This is a genomic window from Lysinibacillus sp. NPDC096212, assembly GCF_044763105.1.
Classification (GTDB): Bacteria; Bacillota; Bacilli; order Bacillales_A; family Planococcaceae; genus Lysinibacillus.
Map to the genome: position 1 here is coordinate 15,480 of NZ_JBIWFQ010000023.1, position 24,486 is coordinate 39,965.

Annotated in this window: 19 protein-coding genes, 1 pseudogene and 1 other annotated feature (1 of these 21 cut by a window edge); of the genes and pseudogenes, 18 read left to right on the top strand and 2 right to left on the bottom strand. The window is 36.0% G+C overall.

Features of this window, described 5'->3' with window-relative positions:
* Positions 1 to 90: a binding site (T-box leader), on the top strand; it begins 119 nt to the left of the window's first position.
* Between the two features lie 37 nt (positions 91 to 127).
* Entirely contained in the window at positions 128 to 2,551 is a 2,424-nt protein-coding gene (gene leuS / locus ACIQ7T_RS19700) for a leucine--tRNA ligase (protein WP_402872795.1), read from the top strand.
* Between the two features lie 311 nt (positions 2,552 to 2,862).
* Here leuS and ACIQ7T_RS19705 read toward each other — a convergent pair whose 3' ends face one another.
* Entirely contained in the window at positions 2,863 to 4,476 is a 1,614-nt protein-coding gene (locus ACIQ7T_RS19705) for a PucR family transcriptional regulator (RefSeq protein WP_370076487.1), read from the bottom strand.
* Between the two features lie 371 nt (positions 4,477 to 4,847).
* Here ACIQ7T_RS19705 and ACIQ7T_RS19710 point away from each other — a divergent pair, with 371 nt between their 5' ends.
* The 14 genes and pseudogenes from ACIQ7T_RS19710 to ACIQ7T_RS19775 all read left to right on the top strand — a co-directional run bounded on the left by ACIQ7T_RS19710 (position 4,848) and on the right by ACIQ7T_RS19775 (position 20,921).
* Positions 4,848 to 6,470: a lactate permease LctP family transporter gene (locus ACIQ7T_RS19710; protein ID WP_402872799.1), complete on the top strand. Its 1,623-nt coding sequence runs from the start codon at positions 4,848 to 4,850 to the stop codon at positions 6,468 to 6,470.
* 112 nt (positions 6,471 to 6,582) lie between these two features.
* Positions 6,583 to 6,948, top strand: a complete 366-nt coding sequence (locus tag ACIQ7T_RS19715) for a hypothetical protein (RefSeq protein WP_402872802.1) — start codon at positions 6,583 to 6,585, stop codon at positions 6,946 to 6,948.
* Positions 6,949 to 7,138: 190 nt separating this feature from the next.
* Positions 7,139 to 8,368 (top strand): allantoate deiminase, encoded by a 1,230-nt coding sequence (gene allC, locus ACIQ7T_RS19720; protein ID WP_370076481.1) that lies wholly within the window; start codon positions 7,139 to 7,141, stop codon positions 8,366 to 8,368.
* A 23-nt stretch (positions 8,369 to 8,391) separates the two neighbouring features.
* On the top strand, positions 8,392 to 9,195 hold the full coding sequence (gene allE, locus ACIQ7T_RS19725; protein ID WP_370076479.1) for a (S)-ureidoglycine aminohydrolase: 804 nt from the start codon (positions 8,392 to 8,394) through the stop codon (positions 9,193 to 9,195).
* Between the two features lie 78 nt (positions 9,196 to 9,273).
* The gene (allD, locus tag ACIQ7T_RS19730; protein ID WP_402872806.1) at positions 9,274 to 10,323 is read left to right on the top strand and encodes an ureidoglycolate dehydrogenase; all 1,050 of its coding nucleotides are present in this window, start codon (positions 9,274 to 9,276) and stop codon (positions 10,321 to 10,323) included.
* A gap of 17 nt (positions 10,324 to 10,340) precedes the next feature.
* Complete coding sequence (locus tag ACIQ7T_RS19735) at positions 10,341 to 12,098, top strand: acyl-CoA synthetase FdrA (protein ID WP_402872809.1); 1,758 nt, start codon at positions 10,341 to 10,343, stop codon at positions 12,096 to 12,098.
* Entirely contained in the window at positions 12,098 to 13,363 is a 1,266-nt protein-coding gene (locus ACIQ7T_RS19740) for a YlbE family protein (protein ID WP_370076473.1), read from the top strand. Before ACIQ7T_RS19735 ends, ACIQ7T_RS19740 begins: the two co-directional genes overlap by 1 nt.
* On the top strand, positions 13,360 to 14,130 hold the full coding sequence (locus ACIQ7T_RS19745) for an oxamate carbamoyltransferase subunit AllH family protein (RefSeq protein ID WP_370076471.1): 771 nt from the start codon (positions 13,360 to 13,362) through the stop codon (positions 14,128 to 14,130). The genes ACIQ7T_RS19740 and ACIQ7T_RS19745 overlap by 4 nt, the downstream gene beginning before the upstream one ends.
* A gap of 5 nt (positions 14,131 to 14,135) precedes the next feature.
* Positions 14,136 to 15,068, top strand: coding sequence for a carbamate kinase (arcC, locus tag ACIQ7T_RS19750; protein WP_370076469.1), 933 nt, complete (start codon positions 14,136 to 14,138; stop codon positions 15,066 to 15,068).
* A gap of 978 nt (positions 15,069 to 16,046) precedes the next feature.
* Positions 16,047 to 16,661 carry a hypothetical protein gene (locus ACIQ7T_RS19755; protein ID WP_402872814.1) on the top strand — a complete coding sequence of 205 codons (615 nt, stop codon included), beginning with the start codon at positions 16,047 to 16,049 and terminating at the stop codon, positions 16,659 to 16,661.
* A 118-nt stretch (positions 16,662 to 16,779) separates the two neighbouring features.
* Positions 16,780 to 17,658: pseudogene (locus tag ACIQ7T_RS19760) on the top strand (phosphotransferase family protein).
* Between the two features lie 392 nt (positions 17,659 to 18,050).
* The gene (locus ACIQ7T_RS19765) at positions 18,051 to 18,440 is read left to right on the top strand and encodes a DUF4259 domain-containing protein (protein WP_402872817.1); all 390 of its coding nucleotides are present in this window, start codon (positions 18,051 to 18,053) and stop codon (positions 18,438 to 18,440) included.
* A 108-nt stretch (positions 18,441 to 18,548) separates the two neighbouring features.
* Positions 18,549 to 19,424 (top strand): hypothetical protein, encoded by an 876-nt coding sequence (locus ACIQ7T_RS19770; RefSeq protein ID WP_402872820.1) that lies wholly within the window; start codon positions 18,549 to 18,551, stop codon positions 19,422 to 19,424.
* 552 nt (positions 19,425 to 19,976) lie between these two features.
* Positions 19,977 to 20,921 carry an alpha/beta hydrolase fold domain-containing protein gene (locus ACIQ7T_RS19775; protein WP_402872823.1) on the top strand — a complete coding sequence of 315 codons (945 nt, stop codon included), beginning with the start codon at positions 19,977 to 19,979 and terminating at the stop codon, positions 20,919 to 20,921.
* A gap of 125 nt (positions 20,922 to 21,046) precedes the next feature.
* Here the strand turns inward: ACIQ7T_RS19775 and ACIQ7T_RS19780 are convergent, their stop codons facing one another.
* On the bottom strand, positions 21,047 to 21,526 hold the full coding sequence (locus ACIQ7T_RS19780) for a MarR family winged helix-turn-helix transcriptional regulator (protein WP_370076457.1): 480 nt from the start codon (positions 21,524 to 21,526) through the stop codon (positions 21,047 to 21,049).
* A 223-nt stretch (positions 21,527 to 21,749) separates the two neighbouring features.
* On the opposite strand from ACIQ7T_RS19780, the gene ACIQ7T_RS19785 reads away from it, so the two are divergent.
* Genes ACIQ7T_RS19785 through ACIQ7T_RS19795 form a run of 3 tightly spaced genes read left to right on the top strand, consistent with a single transcriptional unit; the run spans position 21,750 to position 24,481 of the window.
* Positions 21,750 to 22,973: a MalY/PatB family protein gene (locus tag ACIQ7T_RS19785; RefSeq protein ID WP_402872827.1), complete on the top strand. Its 1,224-nt coding sequence runs from the start codon at positions 21,750 to 21,752 to the stop codon at positions 22,971 to 22,973.
* On the top strand, positions 22,970 to 24,259 hold the full coding sequence (locus ACIQ7T_RS19790) for a M20 metallopeptidase family protein (protein WP_402872830.1): 1,290 nt from the start codon (positions 22,970 to 22,972) through the stop codon (positions 24,257 to 24,259). Before ACIQ7T_RS19785 ends, ACIQ7T_RS19790 begins: the two co-directional genes overlap by 4 nt.
* A gap of 15 nt (positions 24,260 to 24,274) precedes the next feature.
* Positions 24,275 to 24,481: a DUF3311 domain-containing protein gene (locus ACIQ7T_RS19795; protein ID WP_370076453.1), complete on the top strand. Its 207-nt coding sequence runs from the start codon at positions 24,275 to 24,277 to the stop codon at positions 24,479 to 24,481.
* Positions 24,482 to 24,486 lie beyond the last annotated feature (5 nt).

Consider the following 24,486-nt stretch of genomic DNA (forward strand, 5'->3'; position numbering starts at 1 on the left):
GCATAGACGGCAGCTACCGTTATAGATTAAGGGGGTTAATCTTACATTAACCAATTAGAGTGGTACCGCGAATCGAACTTCGTCTCTTTATTGAGACGGAGTTTTTTATTTTTAAGGAGGTTAAATTATGACATACGAATTTATAGAAATAGAAAACAAATGGAAAGATTATTGGGAGAAAAACAAAGTATTTGCAACAAATGTCTATGACAATACAAAACCGAAATATTATATTTTAGACATGTTTCCATATCCTTCAGGTTCGGGGTTACATGTTGGACATCCTAAAGGCTATACGGCTACAGATGTTATAGCACGTATGAAACGAATGCAAGGTTATAATGTTTTACATACAATGGGTTGGGATGCATTTGGCCTACCAGCAGAGCAGTATGCGATGCAAAATAAGCAACATCCGAAATTTATTACGAAACAAAATATCGATACGTATCGTCGCCAGATTAAAAGTTTAGGTTTTTCATACGATTGGGATCGAGAAGTTAATACAACTAATCCTAATTATTATAAATGGACACAATGGATCTTTATTAAACTTTTTGAAAAAGGTTTAGCTTTCATGGATGAAGTATCTGTGAACTGGTGTGAGGAGTTAGGGACGGTATTAGCAAATGAAGAAGTGATTGACGGGAAAAGTGAACGAGGTGGCTATCCTGTAATAAGAAAACCAATGAAACAATGGGTTTTAAAGATAACAGAATATGCTGACCGATTACTTGAAGATTTAGAGGACCTGGATTGGCCTGATAGTTTAAAAGAAATTCAAAGAAATTGGATTGGCCGTTCTGAAGGGGCACAAGTGAAATTTAAAGTTGCTGGCACAGTCAAAAGCTTTGAAGTTTTCACGACTCGTCCAGATACATTATTTGGTGCGACACACTGTGTATTAGCGCCAGAGCATACATTAGTAAAAAAAATCACAACTAATACACAATATGAAGCGGTAGAAGCATACCTAACAAAAGTAGCATTAAAATCTGACTTAGAGCGTACAGACTTAGCAAAAGAAAAAACAGGAGTCTTCACAGGTGCGTATGCAATAAATCCAATCAACGGTAAAGAGGTGCCAATTTGGATTGCTGACTATGTATTATCAACATATGGTACAGGTGCAATTATGGCCGTTCCTGCACATGATGAGCGTGACTACGAGTTCGCTAAAGAGTTTGATTTAGATATCACCCCCGTACTTGAAGGTGGCGACATCGAAAAAGAAGCGTTCACTGGTAACGGTGCACATATAAACTCAGACTTCTTAAATGGCTTAAATCAAGAAGAAGGTATTGCAAAAGTAATCGATTGGCTTAAAGTAAACGGATGCGGTGAAAAGAAAATTACGTATCGTCTACGTGACTGGTTATTCTCTCGCCAACGTTACTGGGGTGAACCTATACCGATTATTCATTGGGAAGATGGTACAAAGACGGCTGTTTCAGAGTCTCAGTTACCACTAATGTTACCTGAGACGAATAATATTTATCCTTCTGGCACGGGTGAATCCCCGCTAGCTACTATGAAAGAATGGGTGAATGTGGTAGATCCTGTTACAGGGATGAAAGGTAGAAGAGAAACCAATACAATGCCACAATGGGCAGGTTCTTGCTGGTATTACTTAAGATATATAGATCCTAATAATCAACATGCAATTGCAGATCCCGAGTTATTAAAAGAGTGGCTACCTGTAGATACATATATAGGTGGTGTTGAACATGCAGTTCTTCACTTACTGTATGCACGTTTTTGGCATAAAGTATTATATGATATCGGTGTAGTATCAACAAAAGAGCCATTCCAAAAACTTTATAATCAAGGGATGATTCTAGGCTCTAACAATATGAAAATGAGTAAATCAAAAGGGAATGTAGTAAATCCAGATGATATTGTATTAAGTCATGGGGCAGATAGTTTACGTTTATATGAAATGTTTATGGGACCACTTAATGCTTCAGCACCCTGGACAACGAATGGGCTTGACGGAGCTAAACGTTATTTAAAACGTGTTTGGGATTTAGTCTTCGCTAGTGATGGTCAGATAAATTCAAATATAATTATGACAGAATCTTCCGACGAAATTTTATTTGAGTATCATCAATTAATAAAAAAAGTGACGGTGGATTTTACAGAGTTTAGATTTAATACAGGAATTTCCCACTTAATGACATTCCAAAATACGCTAAGTAAAGAAGAAGTACTTCCTCAGGATATTATTGAGGGCTATATCAAGTTATTATCACCAATTGCGCCGCACCTAGCTGAAGAACTGTGGAGTAAACTAGGTCATGAAGATACAGTTGCTTATGAAAATTGGCCAATATATGATGAAAAATTTTTAGTGAAAAATGTTTCTGAAGTCGTTGTGCAAATTAATGGTAAATTTAAAACTAAAATAAATATGCCGATGAATCTTGATCGGCAACAGGTAGAAGACTTAGTGAGGGAAGAAACAAAAGTTAATAGTGCGCTTGAAAATAAAACGATTATTAAAGTGATTTACATTCAAAATAAATTAATAAACTTCCAATGTGAAAATTGATGTAAAATAGGTTAATTTTATATGGGTTGGATGAATGGACATTCGAAGAGCAACAGTGGCAGATGAAGCGGTATTGTCAAAGTCCATGTAGACAATAATCTGGGAACGTGTTACCCATTTTATTAATACCTGAGCGGATAATAATCAAATCTTTTTTTATAAAACTAAATTTCATTTATCATCAAACCCATGAATTTTGATCTATCTTTATTCAAAATTCATGGGTTGCTTCTATTATAAAATCAACGTTCAAAGACTACTTTTAGTCGAACTATATTCTTCCAAACCCACATTTTAGCGGGATTTTAAGTTTAAAATGTTATTTTCTCTGATGCAAATAACGCTAATCGTATATCCAATGAAGTATCAGGTGCATCGATTGGCTGACCTAAAATTTCTTCGCATTTTTTAATACGATATTTTACCGTATTACGATGGATATATAAATCTTCAGATGTCTTTGTAAGATCACAATGATTCGCCAAATAAATTTCTAAAGTATGTTTTAGTTCTTTCACTTTCGTTGTCTTTGGATAGGCTAATGAACCTAATGTGTACGTGATAAACGGTTTTAATTTATTGGCCGGAATGAGTTGTAATAATTCTTCCACACTTTTAGATTTATAGAGTTCTATATATCCAACTTCATCACTTTCAAACTTATGATCAAAAGCTTCATTCGCTTCGAAATAAGATAGCGGTAACTGTGAGAATTCAGTGACCTCATTACCAATGCCAAATGAAAGTGTGCTATTAAATAATTTTTGATACTCTTTTTGAAGATACTTGCAGTAATCTAAATAATATTGATGTTTAGTTTGTAAAAGTATCGTAAACCGATGATTACCTGGAGACATATATAAACTGATAGACGGATCAATGTCAATCAACTTATGCGTTAGCCATTCAAAAGTCATTTGATAGCGCTCATTCAAATAGATATTATTTTCTACATTTTTCTCTTTATCAATCGCACAAATTATCACTTGGTAGAAGTTTGATGTTTGGATATGATGCTTTTTCAAAAACTCAGGATGTTGCTTGACTGACATAAGATTATCAGGATGTTCAGACATGAGTGTTTCGAAAAATCGGTTCACCTCTTGTTGTTCCGCTTCTTTAATTTTACTGTTTTTATAAATGGCGAGACTGAGTGTATTTACGGCTTGTTCTATGGCAAGCAAACTAAATGGATAAGTAAGCGTATTGACATTTGAAACCATCAGATAATATGGGAAATATTTAAAAGCTGGCACCTCAAATATAATATGTTCTTCTTGGAAAGATGCACGATTATTAGGTGGAATGTGCTTGGAATTTAAAGATCTTTTGAAGTAACTAAGATTTTTTTGAACCTGTTCTGAGTGTTCTTGGAAGTGATGACTCATCGATTTAATTTGATAAAAAGGATTTAAGAGCATTACAGGGACACGGAGGAGCCTACTCATCCGTTCAATCATCATTTCCAGACTTAAACCTCTCATAAGCATTGTATTTAATTCTTGTTGGATATCTAAAGCAAAATATAGTTTTTCAGTTTCTTCATCCAAGATATAGGATGAAATATGATGAGTGATCGATCCAAGATTCCAACTTTCGGGGATTCTGATAATTGGGAATTTTAATTTGTTCGCAAACTCTATCACTTCATCGTCAATTTTTTCTAAAAATCGGGATAATTTAATACCTATGCCAGCAACTTGTATATCATTTAATTCTCGAATGAGATCCATTAATCCGGATTGATCGTGCTGATAATTCATACCCGTTGTAACGATAAATGAATGTGGTGCAGTGAAATTTTGGATATCAGGCGTTTCTGTAATATCGACCATTTCTACTTCTCTTTCTAAATCGCCTTCACCATTTAACAATGTTAAATCAGAAAATTGTTGGACAGACATGATTTCTTTTAATGTTGTCAAAGAATCATCTCCTTTATCTTTGTTAGAAAAAGCTAAAATAAAACTTAAATATGTAAGATGCTACAAGGATAACCTATAAATCTGATTGTATACTATTTTTGAAGGTTATTATACGTATAGTCCTTTATTTCAAAATATCAAAGGAGAATTATGTGACAAATTCGGGGTAATCAACGGAATTCTTCGATTTTTGACAAGAGCGTGACAGCGAGGGAAGCATGCCAAAATTCATTTATTTACAAATACGACTTCGTACGAAGGAAAAGAGGTAGTCGATGGATAATGCTACAAATCTAGTAGATATGTACATATCAGCTGAGGAATATCTAAATTATTTTTGAAATTAACTACTTTAGAAAGAAGTGACAACGATGTGGTATCAACAATATAATCCACTTGGAAACGAAATAGTGAGCGGAATTATAGCCTTTCTTCCTATTCTTTTATTTCTACTAAGCTTAACAATCTTTAAATTAAAAGGGGTTTATGCAGCAGCATTAACTTTAGGTGCTACTATCATCATTTCAGTCGGAGTCTTCGACATGCCGATCGCTAAAGCCTTCGGGGCAATTCTCCTCGGAACAGGCAAAGCACTTTGGCCAATCGGTTATATCGTCATTATGGCTGTATGGTTGTATAAGATTTCTGTACAAACCGGTAAATTTGAAATTGTACGTGGTAGTATAGCGAATATTACAGAGGACCAAAGACTTCAATTATTGCTCATTGGCTTTTGTTTTAATGCCTTCTTGGAAGGAGCGGCAGGATTAGGTGTTCCAATCGCTATTTGTGCAGCATTACTTGTGACTCTTGGTTTTCATCCAATAAAAGCAGCTGGACTTTGCCTCATCGCCAATGCCTCTACAGGTGCATTCGGTACTGTTGGAATTCCGGTTATTACAGGTGCCGAAGTTGGAGGTATGGAAACATTAGATCTTTCAAGAATGACGGCATTGATTTTACCATTGATTTCATTTCTTGTACCATTTCTCCTCATCTTTATTTTAAATGGCCTCAAAGGAATAAAAGAAATATTCCCAGCTATTTTTCTTGTCAGTAGTGTATTTTCAGTGCTTCAACTACTAACGATTGCTACTATAGGGCCTGAGCTTGCGAACATTATTCCATCTTTAATTAGTATGGTGGTGTTAGCCGCATTTTTAAGAAAATGGCAACCTAAAACGATTTATCATGAACCTGGGGTAGAAGTAACAGGTACTTTAAAAAAATATACTATGAAAGAGATTTTGGTAGCGTGGTCACCATTTTATTTGCTTACCGGTGTCATAGCTGTTTGGAGCTTCCCTGCATTTAAAAATTTATTCGTAGATGGTGGTGCACTGGATTTTACAACTATAGCTTTGAAAATTCCTGGACTACATGATGAAATCATTCGTACACCACCAATCGTAACAGAAGCAAATTCTATGCCAGCCATCTTACAATTTAACTTTGTTTCTGCAACAGGAACGGCGATTTTATTGGCAATCATTTTAACCAGTGTGCTTTTTCCTGCGTTAAACATAAAACAAACCGTAAATTTACTAGGTGACACCATTAAAGAACTGTGGTTACCGATTTTTACGATCGTTCTTGTCATGGCTTTCGCAAATCTATCTGATTTTTCTGGACTTAGTACATCTTTAGGACTGGCGCTTGCAAAAACGGGTGACTTCTTTCCATTTGTGAGCCCAGTATTAGGTTGGATTGGTGTCTTTCTCACTGGATCTGTTGTTAATAATAACGCTCTATTTGGTAGCTTGCAGGTAGTAACTGGAACGCAGATTGGGATTTCACCACCCTTACTGATGGCAGCCAATACAGCTGGAGGAAGCGTAGCAAAATTGATTTCACCACAGTCTATTGCTATTGCAGCAGCAGCCGTTAATCAGACCGGGAATGAATCAAAAATCTTTCAATATACATTACGATATAGCTTAGGGTTGCTTCTTCTCGTTTGTATCATGACACTTTGCTTATCATTTTTCCTATAATGATTTGAAAATGAATACACCGCATGGTAAATCAGAGTTTTCTCATTGATTTACTATGTGGTTTTGTTTTTATGTTTGGATAAATTCAGTGCCCTTTAACTGATGTTGCTGATTGGAGTCACTAGAAAAGCTGGAACTTGCTCCGAAAATAATAAATCCGATCGCTTCTCACGCCTGCCTGCTTGAGAAGATCGTCGCAAAAACGTCGAGTTCCGCCGCTAACCAGGAGAAGAACGCCGCTAAAACATCGAATTCCGCCGCTAACCAAGAGAAGAACGCCGCTAAAACATCAAGTTCCGCCGCTAACCAGGAGAAGAACGCCGCTAAAACATCAAGTTCCGCCGCTAACCAAGAGAAGTCCGCCGCTAAAACATCGAATTCCGCCGCTATCCAAGAGAAGACCGCCGCTAGAACATCGAATTCCGCCGCTAACCAGGAGAAGAACGCCGCTAATACATCAAAATGCGCCGCTAACTAAGCCTAGACGTAATCGGAGCCAACAACTTTATTTTTTCATTCTAGACATTTTGCCTTTAAACTAACAAACAACTTAAATTAATTTGTTGATAATGCATAAAAAGACCATCCATTATTGTTCGTTATGTCAATGAATGGTTGTGAGTAAGGTCCTATAATAAAGGTAAGTTAGAGGAAGGAGTGAAAGAGTAATGGATATTCAATCAACTTTTGAATCGTTAGATAAGAAATTCACCAGTTTTGGTGGTTTACAACAAGGTGGAATTACACGTCTATTATATTCTCAAGAATGGAATGATGCTGTTCGTGAGCTGGAAACAACATTCATAGAAGCAGGATTCGAAGCAAGTTTCGACGATATCGGCAACTTAACTGGGCGACTTATTGGAAGTAAATATCCAGAAGAAACGATTTTAACGGGATCACATATTGACACAGTAGTTGAAGGTGGTCATTTAGATGGGCAATTCGGCATCTTATCTGCACTTGTGGCTGTGAGTTATTTAAAAGATAAATATGGTCAACCACTCCGATCATTAGAAGTATTATCGCTTGCGGAAGAAGAAGGTAGTCGATTCCCTTACACATTTTGGGGTAGCAAAAACTTCTTTAACTTAGCTAAAAAATCGGATGTCGACACAATTGAAGATGCTGAAGGTATTAAGTTCGAAGATGCGATGCGCGAATCCGGCTTTGATTACCGAAAAACTACTGACGTTCGTAATGACATCAAAGCATTTGTTGAATTGCATATTGAACAAGGGAAAGTGTTAGAGACAGAAAACAAAACAATCGGTGTGGTCAATGGAATCGTCGGCCAGAAACGGTACACAATCAACTTAAAAGGCGAAGCGAACCATGCTGGGACTACGCCAATGTCATTACGTCGCGATACAGTTGTTGCCTATAGCGAAATTGTCACAGATTTAACGAAACGTGCAAGAGAAGTTGGAGAACCACTTGTGTTAACGTTCGGCCATGTCGTACCTGTTCCAAACACAGTAAATGTAGTTCCTGGAGAGATTTCGTTCTCAGTAGACTGTCGTCATATTGATCAACAACTATTAAATGATTTTGCGACAGAAATCGAAGACAAAATTAAAGCAGTCGCTACCGCAAATAACATGACTTATGACATTCATTTGTGGATGGATGAGACACCAACATTGATGGATGAAAAAATCGTTCAAATAATTGAACAAGCAGCCAAGGATAATGTAGGTGATCAATATAAAGTGATGCCATCTGGTGCAGGACATGACTCACAAATATTTGCACAATATGTTCCAACAGCCATGTTGTTTGTACCTTCTATAGATGGAATTAGCCACAATATAAATGAAGAAACGAAGATAGCTGACCTCGTTAAGGGGATTGAAGTATTGATAGATGTATTGTTTGAACTAGCGTATAAAGAATAAATAATGTGAAGGAGTCAGAAATTATGGGTTACATAAATCTAAATCAAGGATATAGAGAAGGTTTATTAGAAACACGTTCCGTGATTAAAAAAGATAATTACGCGTTAATTACACCAGACGGCTTAGTCAACAATGTTGTACCTGGCTTTAAAGATTGTGACGTAACAATCTTAGGATCCCCACGTTTAGGTGCAAGATTTGTAGATTACTTAATAACAGTAAAAAACCAAGGCGGAAACACAACTGGTTTCGCTGGTGATGGTATTCAATCATTTGTATACGTTGTCTATGGCAATATCAACGCTTATGCGGATGGTAAAAAATACGAACTAACGGAAGGTGGGTACTTATATGTACCTCCACACTTACAGTTGACGTTTGAAAATAATAATAACGGTGAAGATAGCCGCTTATTCCTATATAAAAAACGTTATCAGCCACTTAAAGGGCACCCATTAAAAGGGCATACACCGGAAATTATTTCAGGTAATGTGAACAACATTAAACAAGAAGCCTATGAAGGGATGAAAGAAGTATTAATCCAAGACTTATTACCAAAAGAAATCGGCTATGACATGAACATTCATATTCTTTCATTCAAACCAGGTGCTTCACACGGTTACATTGAAACACATGTTCAAGAACACGGTGCTTACGTATTAAGTGGACGCGGTATGTATAACTTAGACAACGAATGGATGCCAGTTGATAAAGGAGACTATATCTTTATGGGCGCTTATGTGCCGCAAGCAACTTATGCAGTTGGTTTAGATGAACCATTCTCTTACATTTATTCGAAAGATGCGAACAGAGACATTGACCTATAAAGAGAGAGTATCAATAAATATTAGATTATTTAGAATCTGACAAAATATTTTATTCATGTAAGAGAAGGAGCTGACACCATGCGTGTATCGAAGGAAGAACTGTTTAATTTAATGAAACAAAAGTTTATGAAAGCGGGATTAAATGAAGGAGCGGCTCATGATGTTTCTGACGTATTAACATACGCTGATCATAGAGGCATTCACTCCCATGGCGCTGTCCGTGTTGAATACTATTCTGAACGAATTGCAAAAGGTGGTATTACAGCAAATCCAAATTACACATTTGAACAAACAGGACCAGCGTCTGCTGTTTTTGATGGGGATAATGGTCCAGGTCACCAAATCGCAAAACAAGCAATGGAAAAAGCGATTGACATGGCCAAAAAATCGGGTGTTGCTGTTGTTGGTATGAAGCATATCTCGCATAGTGGTGCATTAGGTTACTTTGTTGAAATGGCAGCAGAACAAGATATGGTTGCTTTAAGTATGTGCCAATCAGATCCAATGGCCGTGCCATTCGGAGGAACTGAACCTTATTTTGGTACAAATCCAATTGCATTTAGTGCACCATCTGCTGATGGTCGTATCATTACATTTGATATGGCGACAACGGTCCAAGCATGGGGCAAAATTCTAGACGCAAGAAGTAAAAACGAATCTATTCCAGATACATGGGCGGTCGATGCAACAGGTGCACCGACTACGAATGCAAGAGATGTACATGCACTCCTGCCAATTTCAGGTCCAAAAGGGTATGGCTTGATGATGATGGTGGATATTTTATCTGGTAGTCTTCTTGGAGTCCCACATGGTGTACATGTTTCTTCCATGTATCAAGACTTAACAAAAGGACGCGATTTAGGTCAACTTCATATCGTGATTAATCCTGCGTATTTCACAGATTTAGATGCTTTCAAACGACAAATTTCAACGATGCTTGATGAATTAAAAGTGCAGAAAGCGGCAGAGGGATATGGAGAAATTTATTATCCAGGTGAACGCGGTAAGTTAAGAAGTAAGGAATATGATAAGGAAGGTATTGAAATCGTAGACGACATTTACAACTATCTTGTGTCAGACGATGTACATTTCGATCGTTATCACGGAAAAAATAGATTTGCAGAATAATAAAATGGAGGAACATCATGTTATATACAATTATAAAAGAAAACACTTATAAGGACTCCATCGTGTTAATGCTTTTATCAAACAAGTTATCTGCAATTGATGGTGTGAACAAAGTATCAATCATGATGGGAACACCGGCAAACAAAGACATTTTTAAATCGTCTGGCTTAGGCACGGATGAATTAGAAAAAGCCAAGCCAAATGATATCGTTATCGTTGTAGATACTGATCAGGAAGAAAAAGTAGACGAAGTGAAAGAAGAGGTAGAGATCGCATTAAAAGGTGAGTCTGATTCTCAAGACGCGTCTAAAGGCCAAGAAGCACATAATTGGAAACGTGCATTGGAGCTTGCGAACAATCCGAACTTAGCATTAATTTCAATTCCTGGTCAATATGCAGCAATGGAAGCGGAAAACGCACTGAACGAAGGTTTACACGTTTTCATGTTTAGTGACAATGTTGCTAAAGAAGACGAAGCGAAATTAAAACAAAAAGCGCATGAAAAAGGATTATTAGTGATGGGTCCAGACTGTGGTACTGCACTCATTCACGGCGTACCTCTTGCCTTTACAAATAACGTAAACGAGGGCGATATTGGTATTGTTGGCGCATCAGGTACAGGTATTCAAGAAGTGACAACAATCATTGATCGCTATGGTAAAGGTGTAACGAACGCTCTTGGTACAGGTGGACGTGATTTATCGACGGAAGTTGGTGCCATCACCATGTTAGATAGCATCAAAGCATTAAACCAAGATCCGAAAGTAAAAGTGATTACTGTGATCTCCAAACCACCTGCAGAGGAAGTAAAGCGCAAAGTATTAAACTTATTAAGAAATATTGATAAACCAGTTGTTACATTATTTTTAGGTGACAAACCTTCCTATCAAGAAGAGAACATCTATCATGCTTATACCCTAGAAGAAGCTGCAGTTGTAGCTGTCCAATTATCCAATGGGGACCAACCTAATTTCAAACCGACAACAGCTGAAAATGTAAACGTTTTATTAAAAGAATCACAAGTTGGTATAAAAGGTTATTATTCAGGCGGTACATTAGCAACTGAAGCAGCCATGCTAGTGAGAGATGCTTTCAAAGATACAATAACGGAAGAAAAGAACGATCGTTATATTTTAAAAACAAAAAATCATGAAATCATTGACTTAGGTGATGATGAGTATACAAAAGGTAAACCACACCCGATGATTGATCCTGAAAATCGTATCGCAGTGCTTGAAAAATCTGTCAACGACCCTGAAACAGCCGTAATCATGATTGATAACGTCATCGGTAACGGTGGTCATGCAGATATGGCAGGTGAACTAGCACCAACAATCAAACGTTTATTGGACAATGCACATCAAAATGGTCGTCAACTTGCAGTGCTTGCAACGGTTGTTGGTACTGCACAAGACATCCAAGGTTACGATAAACAAATTGACACTTTAAAAGAGAGCGGAGCCATTATCTGCAAGACAAATGACCAAATGGTTCGTACGGCTATCCAACTTGTAGGCGGTAAAGTGGAACTACCAAGTGTTGATGTACAAAAATTTGACTATACACCAGAAAACTTAGCGGTAGATGAGAAAATTATGTCCTTCATCAATATGAAACCAAGTGTTATTAATATTGGTCTAAAAAGCTTTACAGAAGCTGTTCAAAACAGTGGCTCTGAGTGTGTCCAATTTAACTGGCGTCCAATTGCTGGTGGTGATGAGAAGTTAATGAAAGTACTTCAATTCTTAAACTATTATGAAGGAGGTACAATCTAATGGGTTACAGAACAATAAATGAAGCGAATGAAGCCGTTATCCAGAAAATCATAGTAGCAGCACCTTTCTTAACGGATGTTGTACCTGCTAAGTCTGTGATTCCTGAATTAGAAGATTACGTGTTATTACACGCTGGACCTCCAATTAAATACGAAAACATGACAAATCCTATGCAAGGTTCATGTGTTGGAGCAATCTTGTTTGAAGGATGGGCAGAAGACGAAAAGGGTGCACGTGACTTACTTGAAAACGATAAAATCAAATTCATTCCCTGTCACCATGTAAATGCAGTTGGGCCAATGGGTGGTATCACTTCACCTAACATGCCAGTACTTGTCGTTGTTAACAAAGAAAGTGGGAACGAAGCGTACTGTCAAATGAACGAAGGGATTGGAGCCGTATTACGCTTTGGCGCCTACAATGAGCAAGTAATCAACCGTTTACATTGGATGAAAGATGTATTAGGTCCCGTATTAAGTAAAGCGTTAAAAACATTTGACGAAGGCTTGAATGTTAACGTATTGATTGCTAAAGCTATTGCAATGGGTGATGAATTCCACCAACGTAATATTGCAGCGTCACTTGCATTTTTAAAAGAACTATCTCCAGTCATTTCAGCATTAGAAGACGTTGACAAGGAACAATGTACAGAAGTAATCCAATTTTTAGCAGACACAGACCAATTTTTCTTAAATATTGCAATGGCGACTGGTAAAGCGATCATGGATGCAGCACGTACAATTGAACACGGTACGGTTGTTACGGCTATGTGCCGAAACGGTGAAAACTTTGGTATCCGTATTGCGGGGATGGGAGACGAATGGTTTACGGCTCCTGTTAATACGCCGCAAGGATTATACTTTACTGGTTATTCTGCAGAAGATGCAAACACAGATATTGGCGATTCAGCCATTACAGAAACAATCGGTGTTGGCGGAATGGCGATGATTGCAGCACCTGCAGTTACCCGCTTCGTTGGTACAGGAGGATTTAATGATGCGCTTGAAATAAGTAATCAAATGACTGAAATTTGTATCGGCGAAAACCCGAACTATGTCATTCCAACTTGGGACTTCAAAGGCGCATGTTTAGGGATCGATGCACGGAAAGTTGTTGAAACAGGAATTACACCAGTCATCAATACAGGGATTGCCCATAAAATTGCGGGTTATGGTCAAATTGGTGCTGGTACAGTCCATCCGCCAATCGAATGTTTTGAGAAGGCAATCACGGCATATGCTGAAAAGCTAGGTTTTAAAGGATGATATTACAAGCAAGTGCGGTTGGTCCAATCGCACTTGAATTATTGAATGAAGGAAACACCTTTACCGTGCACAGTATTTTTGAAAAAGGTTTGAATATGGTTGATAGAAATGGTGAATTGATATTCGCTGGTACCGACGAAAATGGGACATTTCCGTTCGGGATCTTGCTTGATCGTCAAACTAAACAAACGATAAAGACTCATATTAGAGTAGGCGATACATTAACATTTCATAATAATCGTCTATTTCATAACAGTTTTGAAATGGTGTTTAATGTAAAAATACTACCGTTATATATGGATTTTGAACATGCAAATATAAATAGATTAAAAGAAAATTTCAAATACATTTCATTTGCATCATATGAATCAACAGATTTTGAACGAGCACGTGTGTTGGCCTTAATCAATAGATTACATGATCCAACCCAAAATCTTGAAAAGACATTCCGTTATTTTATTGGACGTGGACAAGGTTTAACACCAACTGGTGACGATATACTTGTCGGCATATTATACGGGCATTTTCTAAATAATTTTATCGAACATAAACATCTTGAAACTTTAAAAGCTTTAATCAAGGAACCTTTAACGACCATTGTCAGTAAGCGCTTTTTAACTTGTGCTTTAGATGGTGTATTTAGTTCGAAGATTACAGCATTACAGCATGATCCATCCTTAGAAAGCATGAAAAGTCTAATAGAAGTTGGCTCTTCATCTGGGATGGATACGTTATATGGCATTTATATGTCGGTAACTAAGGAGTGAAAGAAATGGGGAAAAGCGTAGTTATTGCATTGGGCGGCAACGCAATTTTACAGCCAAAGCAAGAAGCAACTTATGATAATCAATTCAAAAATGTAGTGTCTGCTACACGCCATATGATTGAAATGAAACAAGCGGGGCATAAAATCGTCATTACACACGGCAATGGTCCGCAAGTGGGAAATATTATTGCTCAAAACGAAGCGGCTAAAAATGTAGTCGAACCACTACCAATCCATGTTTGTAACGCAGAATCACAGGGGTTCATTGGTTATATGATGGAAACAGCTTTAAAAAACCATATTAATGAACGAGGCATTACTTCAAATGTGGTGACATTGTTAACAATGGTTGAAGTCGATAAAGAGGATCAAGCATTTGAAAATCCGACTAAACCAATCGGTGTATTTTTTTCAGAAGAAGAAGCGAAACGTTTAGAAACACAAGGCTATACAATGTTAGAAGATGCAGGGCGTGGATACAGACGAGTTGTACCTTCACCAGAACCACAAGTGATTCATGGTATAGACGAAATTAAACGTTTAATCGATGATACGATTGTTATTTCATCCGGTGGTGGTGGTATCCCTGTATATCGTGAAGATACTGGTCAATTACAGGGTATTGAAGCGGTGATTGATAAAGACCGTTCAGGATTAAAGCTTGCCCAACAGGTAAATGCGGAAGTTTTCATGATGTTAACAGATGTACCAAATGTCTATATCAATTTCGGGAAAGAAAATGAGCAGAAATTAAGCCAAATTACAATAGAAGAAGCTGAACAATACGTTGCAGAAGGACAATTTCCACCAGGTAGTATGCTACCAAAAATGCAAGCAGCTATTGAATTTGCAAAATCAGGGAAAGAGGCAATTATTTGTTCATTGGATCAAGCAGTAGCTGCATTAGAAGGAAAAGCAGGTACACGCATAACACAATAAGCTTATTTATAAGTATGATTCAAGGACCGTCTTTGAGTAAGTTCAATGCTTACAAAAGTTCTTGTTAGCTGCAGAACAAAGAGAATAACTGGACAACACCTTAAAAAGCGCAAGAAATCAATTTTAGAAACGTTGATTTCTTGCGCTTATTTGATATTTATTATTCTTTAGTTTTATCTTCTTAACTAAAGTCGTACTAATAGAGAAAATTTTAAGCAATAAAGGTTCATTTGAGTCAAATGCAGCGTGTGAAGAGTTACTATTCCGTGTTCACTTTTTTGTAGGAGGACTAGCTTCTTTATACCAGGACTGGTTCGCAGGGAAATTTGAATGCACTTTAGAAGAACTAACCGAATCCGTTAGCCGTATGATGATACAAGGGTTTCAATCGTATACTTTTAAATAAAACGACCTTCCTGTTTGGTTTATAGTGCAAGAAAAGAAGTTAGGGTGTCATTGAAACAACAAATCGAGGGCTACCTTTATATAAAAGGATAGTTAGTTTTATTAAGATGGTAAGAGGCGAAGAAATTCGTCTCTTTTTCATTGTACACTCGGCATACGTAGGAATTATAGGGTGGAAGGTTCAGAAGCGGGAAGACAGTGGTAGTGGTTAGCCGATAGCAATGGGCCTGTGGTGATGCGGAATCAGAAGGCAAAGACATGCCTGAGGAACACAAATCTCATAGAAGCTTGGGATGACGGGTGAGTGTCCACTATCAACACGAAAAATGATCTTAGCGTGAATGCAAAGCTCGCTGTCTTTTTTAAAATTTTTTAAGAAAAATGCTAATTTCTCGGGGTTCGAACAAATGTTCCTATCAAGGTGAATTCTAGCTAAATAGGGAAGTCAGTAAGTTAGAGTGCTGTTTAACTTGTGTCCAACAATCGGACCATTTAATAAAGTATAATAAAGTAATACATTAAACATAGGAGTAATATGAAATAATACATGACAAATTGATTGGAGGAGTAAAAATGCAAGGCTTTAAACGCTACTGCTCGTTTGTAATTCTTATCTTGTTGTTAACAGGGTGTGCGGGTGTGGAAAAAGATAAAACGTCCTCAAATGCGAAAATAACCATTGAACCATATAACATGAGTGAAAAAGAAAGTCTGCTTATTAGCAAATCGGGAGTAGGGCATATTGAATTTTTTAAACTAAATGGCACTTTAGCTGAAGATGATGATTTGCAAATCTCAGTGGAAGTATTTGAAAAAGGTAAGTTTAAAGAAGAATTGCTAAAAACCTGGGATAACCCCGAAAAAAATTATAAAGATATTCTCATTTCGTTTGGAATAAGTGACTTTAACGATGAAGTTCGTCCCTTAAAATTGATATCTGGCATACCTTCTGGGCTTGTTACAACGAATTATTCAAATAACATGACGACTTCTTCTTTCAGTAATTTAGTAAGCGAAAAGGTTACTTTAAAGAAAAACAAACCTGTTTATTTAGCGGCATGGCTAGGCACTACAAAAAATGAGCTGCGTTCTGTAGGAAGCGAAAATGGCGAATTACCTACCGGCATTGCAGAAGTTGAGCTCGCATTTTTATACAGAGTTTTATGGACTGATAAGGAAAAGAATTAACATTAGCAGTAATCGGGCCATTTGATGGAGTAAGACTTCCAAAAATAATGAATATATATGTTATTATTTTTAGAGATTGTGAAGAAGATAAACGGTACAGAAATGGGGGTTTTTTCGAATGGATATGTTGCAACAAGTAATAGATAAATTTAAGTTGAATGTGTTAGCAGTCGAGAACGTTCCTCAGTCTTTTAGTTCGACTGTATATAAAATCAAGCTAATTGATCATCGTACGGTATATATATAAATTCCTTATTCCCAAGCAAAACTTGAACGTGAGTATACTGTACTTAAACGATTACGCAATGAGCTACCTGTACCAGAAATGTTAGACTTTTGGGAAGGTAATGAGGATGTCACTGGTGCTTTATTATTATCCGCAATTAACGGTGTGCCGATTACAGAGAAAGTGGATACAGCTTTAGCTTATGATATCGGAGTACACCACGGAATTCTGCATGCAATCGTTCCAAATGAGCAGGATTTCAAAAGTTCCGTTCCCAATGTATATGGTCAATGGTCTGAGTTTATTAAGCGACAATTTTATTCCTTTGCAGAAGATGTAAAAGAAGTGATTGATCCTCGTTTATACGAACAATCATTGAAGCATTTTGACCGTCAACTGAAATTACTTCCATCTCCAGACGGACCTAGTTTTATACATATGGATTTTCGACCAGGTAATATTTTAGTTCATGAAAATCAAGTAGCCGGCATCATTGATTTTGAAAGTGTCCGAATTGGCGCAACCGAAATGGACTTTACAAAAATTAATCGTGATATTTTCATGAAATATCCTGGGACAAGGGATGCGTATCAAAAAGGCTATGAGTCCATTCGTCCACTTATTGATTTACAAGAAGTTTTACCGTTTTATCGCTTTATCGATGCGTTTAATTCAATTGGTTGGTGTAAAAGAAGAGGTATCGAAAAGCATCAAACTTTTTTACAGGAGAATTTAGCATATTTAAACGTTTTTTTTACGAACGAGGGATAGTTGAAAGAGAATTATCAAACGTCAATAACTGAGGATCCATGTATTATTGTTGAATAAAACTAGATTTTCAAACCACTATTATTGTTTTATTGTTATATTTTTTAGTATAGTGAAGTACCTTATACGATAATTAAATAACTTTATTGTCTTTTTACATTTTCTTTATCAGTAGGATCTGTTTTAATTTGAACTATACCTTATAAACTTAATCAACTTATAAAATGGTTCCAGTATTGTTCTGGAGCCACTTTATTTAGGATCGCTTGCTTGCTAACAGGGATTTGAAAGAAGTAGAAGAAGTTTTTTTCATGTAAGGGTAATTAGTTGAATGATTTCTTAAGTCGATTCTCTTACATAATAATGCTAAGAGTAAAAAACTAAGAGGTGATTAAATGGGGACTTGGGGAAAAGGGATATTTGATGATGATACTACTTGTGATGTGAGAGATGATTTTATTGATTATTTGGAAGAAGGAAAAACCGTTGAGGAAGCAACTCAAATAATCTTAGAAGAATATTCGGATGAATTTAGTATTGAAGATGACCTGGAAGTAATGTCTTTAGTATATATCGGTTTAGCAGCAATACAACTAGATAGAAAATGTCTTCAAGAACAAGTATGTAACAATGCTATTGGTTTAATCGAACGTGGTGCAGATCTTGAACTTTGGGAAGAAGCAGATCAAAAAGGTTATGAAGAACGGAAAAGAGTATTGAGTGAGTTTAAACAAAAACTACTTAATTATAAGTTGTCAATAGACGGTCTTTTTTTATGCCTTTAAGTGTCGCAACTCAAGAGTTGTGGATTGGATCCTTCTTCAACGAACGGAGCAGGATAGTTGAAGAAGAATCGGGAAAGATACTTATAAAGAAAAGGTAGGTGGGTTTTATTGAAGAAAAAACTCTACGTCCTTTTTTGTATCCTATTTCTCGTAAATATTACTGTTGTTTTTGCGAAGCAAGAAGTACCTAACCAAGATTTTATTAATAAGTATTTTTTTGATGTTAATTTAATTAATTCAGCTAGCCAAATGACTGAAACAAAGAAGAATATCAATCAACCTTTTTTGGAACAATTGATGAAACATTCATTAGAGCATAATGATGTCCATAACATTAAAGTTGAAAATAATTCTGGACTTCAGCGTGTTTTCAGTATCAATGATGGTTTTCAAGAACGTGTACTCAGAAAAGTGGTTTACTGGCTTAATAACTCTGTCCGAGTGAATGGAACAATCGAGGTATCTTTAGATAATCCATCCAATAAATTGACGTTAAAAATGGCAAATGATGAAGAGATCACCATTGAACCCGCTTATATATGTGTAGTTGACAATAAACGCAAAACCTGCACGGCTAAAGAAGGGGAATTAATCGTTTCGGGAAACGGAAAAAAAGTGCGATCAAAGTCACAATCTCTTTATGATTGGCTCATGGTTGGCTGGAGAAAAGAATTGGACGAAGCTACTAAAGAAGAGTTACTTGAAGAAGCACTGTTTACACGTTATTTATATCATTTGGGCCCATCTTATTCGGAATTTTTTATGTGTCCAAAAATCAAAATTGAACCCATTAATGGAGATCCTAGGAGACATCTCATTTTTGCCAGTGCTTTAAACTATTCAGGACACCACGGAGGAGATTATGATAAACTTACTTTTTCTGTAAGGGACTCTAACCTAACAGGGTTACAAGTGACAAACGTAAATATAAAGAAACATATTTCGCAAGAAGAAAGCGAAAAACAATGCCGAACGTTTGATTAAATATAGTTCTTACGAAAAGGGGTGTTTCTTTCTGCGAAGGGAGCACGTTTTTTTATTTGAGTTAACAAAGTGATAATAAGTTTGTGAAAAATTGTACTTAAACGAACGGGGTGCTTTAGTTAATTATTCGATTTATGAAAAATCAAACAAAAAACAGAGTTGATTCTACACATTTTGTAGATTAACTCTGTTTTTATGTTATATCATCAATATTTTTTTAGAAAACAGCCTAAAAGAAATATGGCTATCAGGTGTCGAATGGAAAAATTCAGGGAATACATTTGTTATAATTATTGAAATGGAGGCCCATGCTCACTTTTTTTATGAGATGGAAAAGGGGATTTAAAATATTTTATTTTGAACTTGAAGCCTAGTTCAACCGTTTTACTGTAACCGATGTAGTATAGATATTAAACGCCTCCGTTCAGTTAAGACATTCTATCCAACTTGTTAAAGACTATTGATAAAGAGATACATGGCTATTTCGAATCATACCGTGTTATGAAACAACAAGATGAACAATAAAAATGTTTAAAGGAGAGAAAATAAAAAATGAGTGTAGAAATTTATAACGGAGAACGTTCTGAAGAAAGTGTTCAATTTGAAAAATTGTTAACTTCCGAAAGTAATAAAAACAGTTTTTCTTGTATTGAAAACACCAAACAGTTTGTTAATCAAATGGGAACTGAAAATAGAAAACCTTATGTTATTGGGGATGATGTTCAATTTTTAAGTGATGTTAAGGAGCGGGCATTCGAGGACATGCAAGTTTTCACACTAAATGACCAAGAGTCCCTACAGCAAAAAGTTATTTTATATATACATGGTGGTGCTTGGACGAATCAACCTTTAAATTTTCACTGGTGGTTCTTAGATAAAATGGCACAATCTTTGAATGCGAAAATAATTGTTCCCATTTATCCTAAAGTACCTCATTTTAACTACAAAGATACCTATCCAAAAATCCTAAACCTTTATAAAGAAGTTCTTGAAACTGTTGAAAGATACGATCAATTGACCATTATGGGAGATTCTGCAGGCGGAAATATATCACTTGGTCTGGCTCATCTTTTAAAAATGAACCATTTACCTCAACCGAAAGATATTATTTTATTGTCTGCATGTGTTGATATGAGTTTTGAAAATCCTCATATACCTGAATATGAAGAAAAGGACCCGATGTTAGCTAGTGAAGGAATGGAAGTCATTACAAAGATTTGGGCAGCTGATAAAGATTTAAAAGACTCATTAATTAGTCCAATTTACGGTGATTTTAAAGGACTTGGGAAGATTACTCATTTTATTGGAACACACGAATGTTTATATCCAGATGCAATAAGACTGGATGAAAAACTAACAGAACAAGAAATTGAAATCAATACCTTTGTTTATCCTAAAATGAATCATGTGTTTGTTGTTATGCCAATCCCTGAAGCTCTAGATGCTCAACAGAAAATTATTGAAATAATTTGTTCGTTGAAGGAAATGGAGAGTTAACTGTACATGAAGCGGCCATCAGGGGGAAGAGATTCTAAAAATTGCTATGACCATAAAGGCGTGTCACAAAGTTCGTGACACGCCTTTTTTCCATATTATCCAATAGTGTAAGGTAGTAAAGATAATTAATACGCCTTTGATTTTTTGTCATTAAGCACGCTTTGAGTCCTTTGATTGATTAAGTTTAGGACTGTAATATACTTTTGAAAATCTTCAGCTGTAAATTGCTCGAGGTTCTTCAAATGACTCCGATATTCCTCTAAATCTAGATTTTTATGATATTCATAAACTATTTTGCCTTTTGGTGTTAATTCAATATGGAATTCTCGATAATTGTCCAGATTTCTATATTTAATTACTAGACCCTTTTTAATTAGTTTATCAACCATTTGAGAAACAGCACTTTTTGTGCAATTTTTAATTTCTGCAATTTCAGAAGTAGTGGTTTTTATTTGATCTCCAATTAAGTTGAGTGTATGAACTTCTATCATATACAATTCATCTTCTGTCCCATATTTTCTTGGAATATTTTCGTAGGAACTAATCAGTCTAGATGTCTCGTAAATCGTTTCCATTAGCTCATAAAAAATCTTCTCTTTATCCACAAAGCATCTCCTCCCCATAATTGGTAGCCAATTTAATTTAATTTTAACATATAGAAAATCTATATTTAACTTTCGTTTTGAATCCAATTAATTTTGTAAATATTCTGAAATTTAGGTTGACGATTTTACAGTTAAGGTGTTAAACTGAGAAAAATTTAATCTAAACGTGTCGAAAATTGCGATAAAGTAGAAAGTTGAATGCGACAAGAGGTGGGGAGAAGCATTGAAATATAATTTTGATGAAGTAGTTAATCGCAGAAATACTTATTCCTTAAAGTGGGATGGTGAAGATTTAATTAAAACAATTGGTTATACAGAAAGGTATGACTATGAGACCATTCCGCTATTTACTGCAGATATGGATTTACCCGTACCGCAACCATTGATAGATGCACTACATAAAACAGTTGATCATCGTATTTTTGGATATTCTGTTTTTCCAGATGAGTACTTTGAATCAATTCAGCATTGGTTTAAAAAGAGACATGACTGGACCATCAAAAGAGAAGAGATTGTATATAGCCCTGGAACTGTACACGCCTTGGATATAGCTATAAAAGCATTAACTAAACATGGTGAAGGTATCATTATTCAACGTCCTGTTTATCCGCCGTTCACAGCTGCGATAGAAGGAAATGGAAGAGTTGTTCGAAATAATGCATTGAAATGTGATGCTGAAGGGTATTACACAATTGATTTTGAGGATTTTGAAGCAAAAGCAAAAGAAGAAAATACTACAATGTTCATTCTCTGCAGTCCACACAATCCGACTGGTAGAGTTTTAACTTATGAGGAATTAAAAACGCTTTCAGATATCTGTGAGAATAATAATGTAATTATTGTAGCTGATGAAATTCATGGGGATCTCATTAGAAAAAAACAAAAATTTATACCCATCGCAAAAATTGCAAACAGCTCGGATCATATCATCACATGTACAGCCATTAATAAAACCTTTAATGTTGCGGGTCTGCACTGTACAAATGTTATTATTTCAAACACTGAGATTAGGAAAATCTTTAGCGACACAATGGGAATGCAGTTACCATCACCGTTTACAATTGCAGCCCTTATAGCTGTCTATAACGAAGGAGAAGAATGGTTAGCGCAAATAACAGAATATATTGACGACACAATCGAGTATGTGAAAAATTTCATAGGTAAAAAAATGCCTACAGTCAAAGTTAGGATCCCTGAAGGAACATATGTGCTATGGATGGACTTTAGTGGATATGGCCTTTCAGCTCAAGAGATTCATGATCGTATCTATAACAAAGCCAATGTCATACTTGAAGATGGACACTTGTTTGGAAATGAAGGTAAAGACTTTCAAAGAATCTGTATCCCTTCACCAAGACCACTTATAAAAGAAGCACTTGAAAGAATCGCTTTAGAATTCCAAGATATCGAATCCAATAATCAATCAGAAAGGGAGTATATAAAATGAAAACGATCGAATTTAAGCTTAATGCGTTAAAAGCTGCAAAAGAAATAGAAGACTATGTAATTGAGATAAGAAGAGATCTTCATAGACACCCTGAGATTGGATTACAGGAAGTACGGACAATGAGAATAGTTACAGATGAGTTAACTAAATGGGGCATTCATTACGAAATTGTCCAAGATGGTGGAATTATTGGTTATATTCAAGGGAAACAAACGGGAAAAACTTTAATTCTTAGGGCAGATTTAGATGCACTGCCGATGAAGGAAGAGGAAAATAATTTAAAAAAGAAAAAAGTAGTATTTTCAGCGTATGATCAAGCTGCTCATACTTGTGGGCATGATGGACATACAGCGATGCTTTTGGGTGTCGCGAAAATCTTGGCTCAACACCAAGACAAAATTAAAGGAAGAGTGTTATTAGCTTTTGAACAAGGCGAAGAAATGGGTGGTGGGATTTATAATCTCTGTAAACGATTACACGAAATCGGAGGAGATGGAATTTGGGGTATCCATTTAAAAAATGATCTTCCGACTGGGAAAATATCTGTTGATCCAGGTCCAAGAATGGCTGCTTCTTTTGTTTTTGATGTCTTAATAAAAGGAAAAAGTGGACATGGTTCAAGACCAGATTTGTCAGTTGCTCCATTAGACTGTTTTACCGATTTTTATAACAATTTAAGAGCAATGAGGTTAAATACTTTAGACCCTTTTAAAACAATTACCTATTCAATTGGAACGATTAATTCAGGTTCCGCAGCAAATATAATTCCAGAAAGCTTACAGTTCTCAGGAACAGCTAGATATTTAGATTTTAACCAAGGAACCCATGTAGCAAAAGAATTTAAGAGAATCCTTGAAAAAGTCTGTGACCTCCATAATTGCACCTATGAATTTATTATTGAACCTAAAGAATCGGATTTAATTGTCTACAATCAAAAAGATTGTGCACAAATTGCGATCAATGCGGTGAAAAATGCAATTGGTACAGATGCATTACAGTCAATCCCTGCTTGGATGGCATCAGAATCATTTGCGTTTTATGAAAAATACTTCCCAGGTGTGTTTGCATTCGTAGGAATACAAAACCTCGAAGAAGGGATTGGGGCCGAACACCATAATGTTTACTTTGACTTAGATGAAGATGCTTTAAAAATAGGAGTGGCGGCTACTGTACAATACACAATTGATTTTCTAGATAATGAAAAACAAGTTCATTTTACTCCTGATAAAAGAGATATAAATAGTCTATTTATTGATAACGGGTTTCAGCGATTAATTAATAAATAAAAAGGAGATAAAAAAATGACAAAAAAAAGGCTCTGCTATTTGCTCTCGTTCATTGCATATTTCGGAATGCCATTAGGAGTTCCTTTTATCAAAAGTGCCGAACCATATGTCCTAGGTCTTCCATTTTTATTATTTTGGATGGTTTTATGGATCTTTTTAGGAACAGGGTTAATGATTATCGTTCATCGTATAAATCCTAATGCAAAAGAGGAGACGGAATAATATGA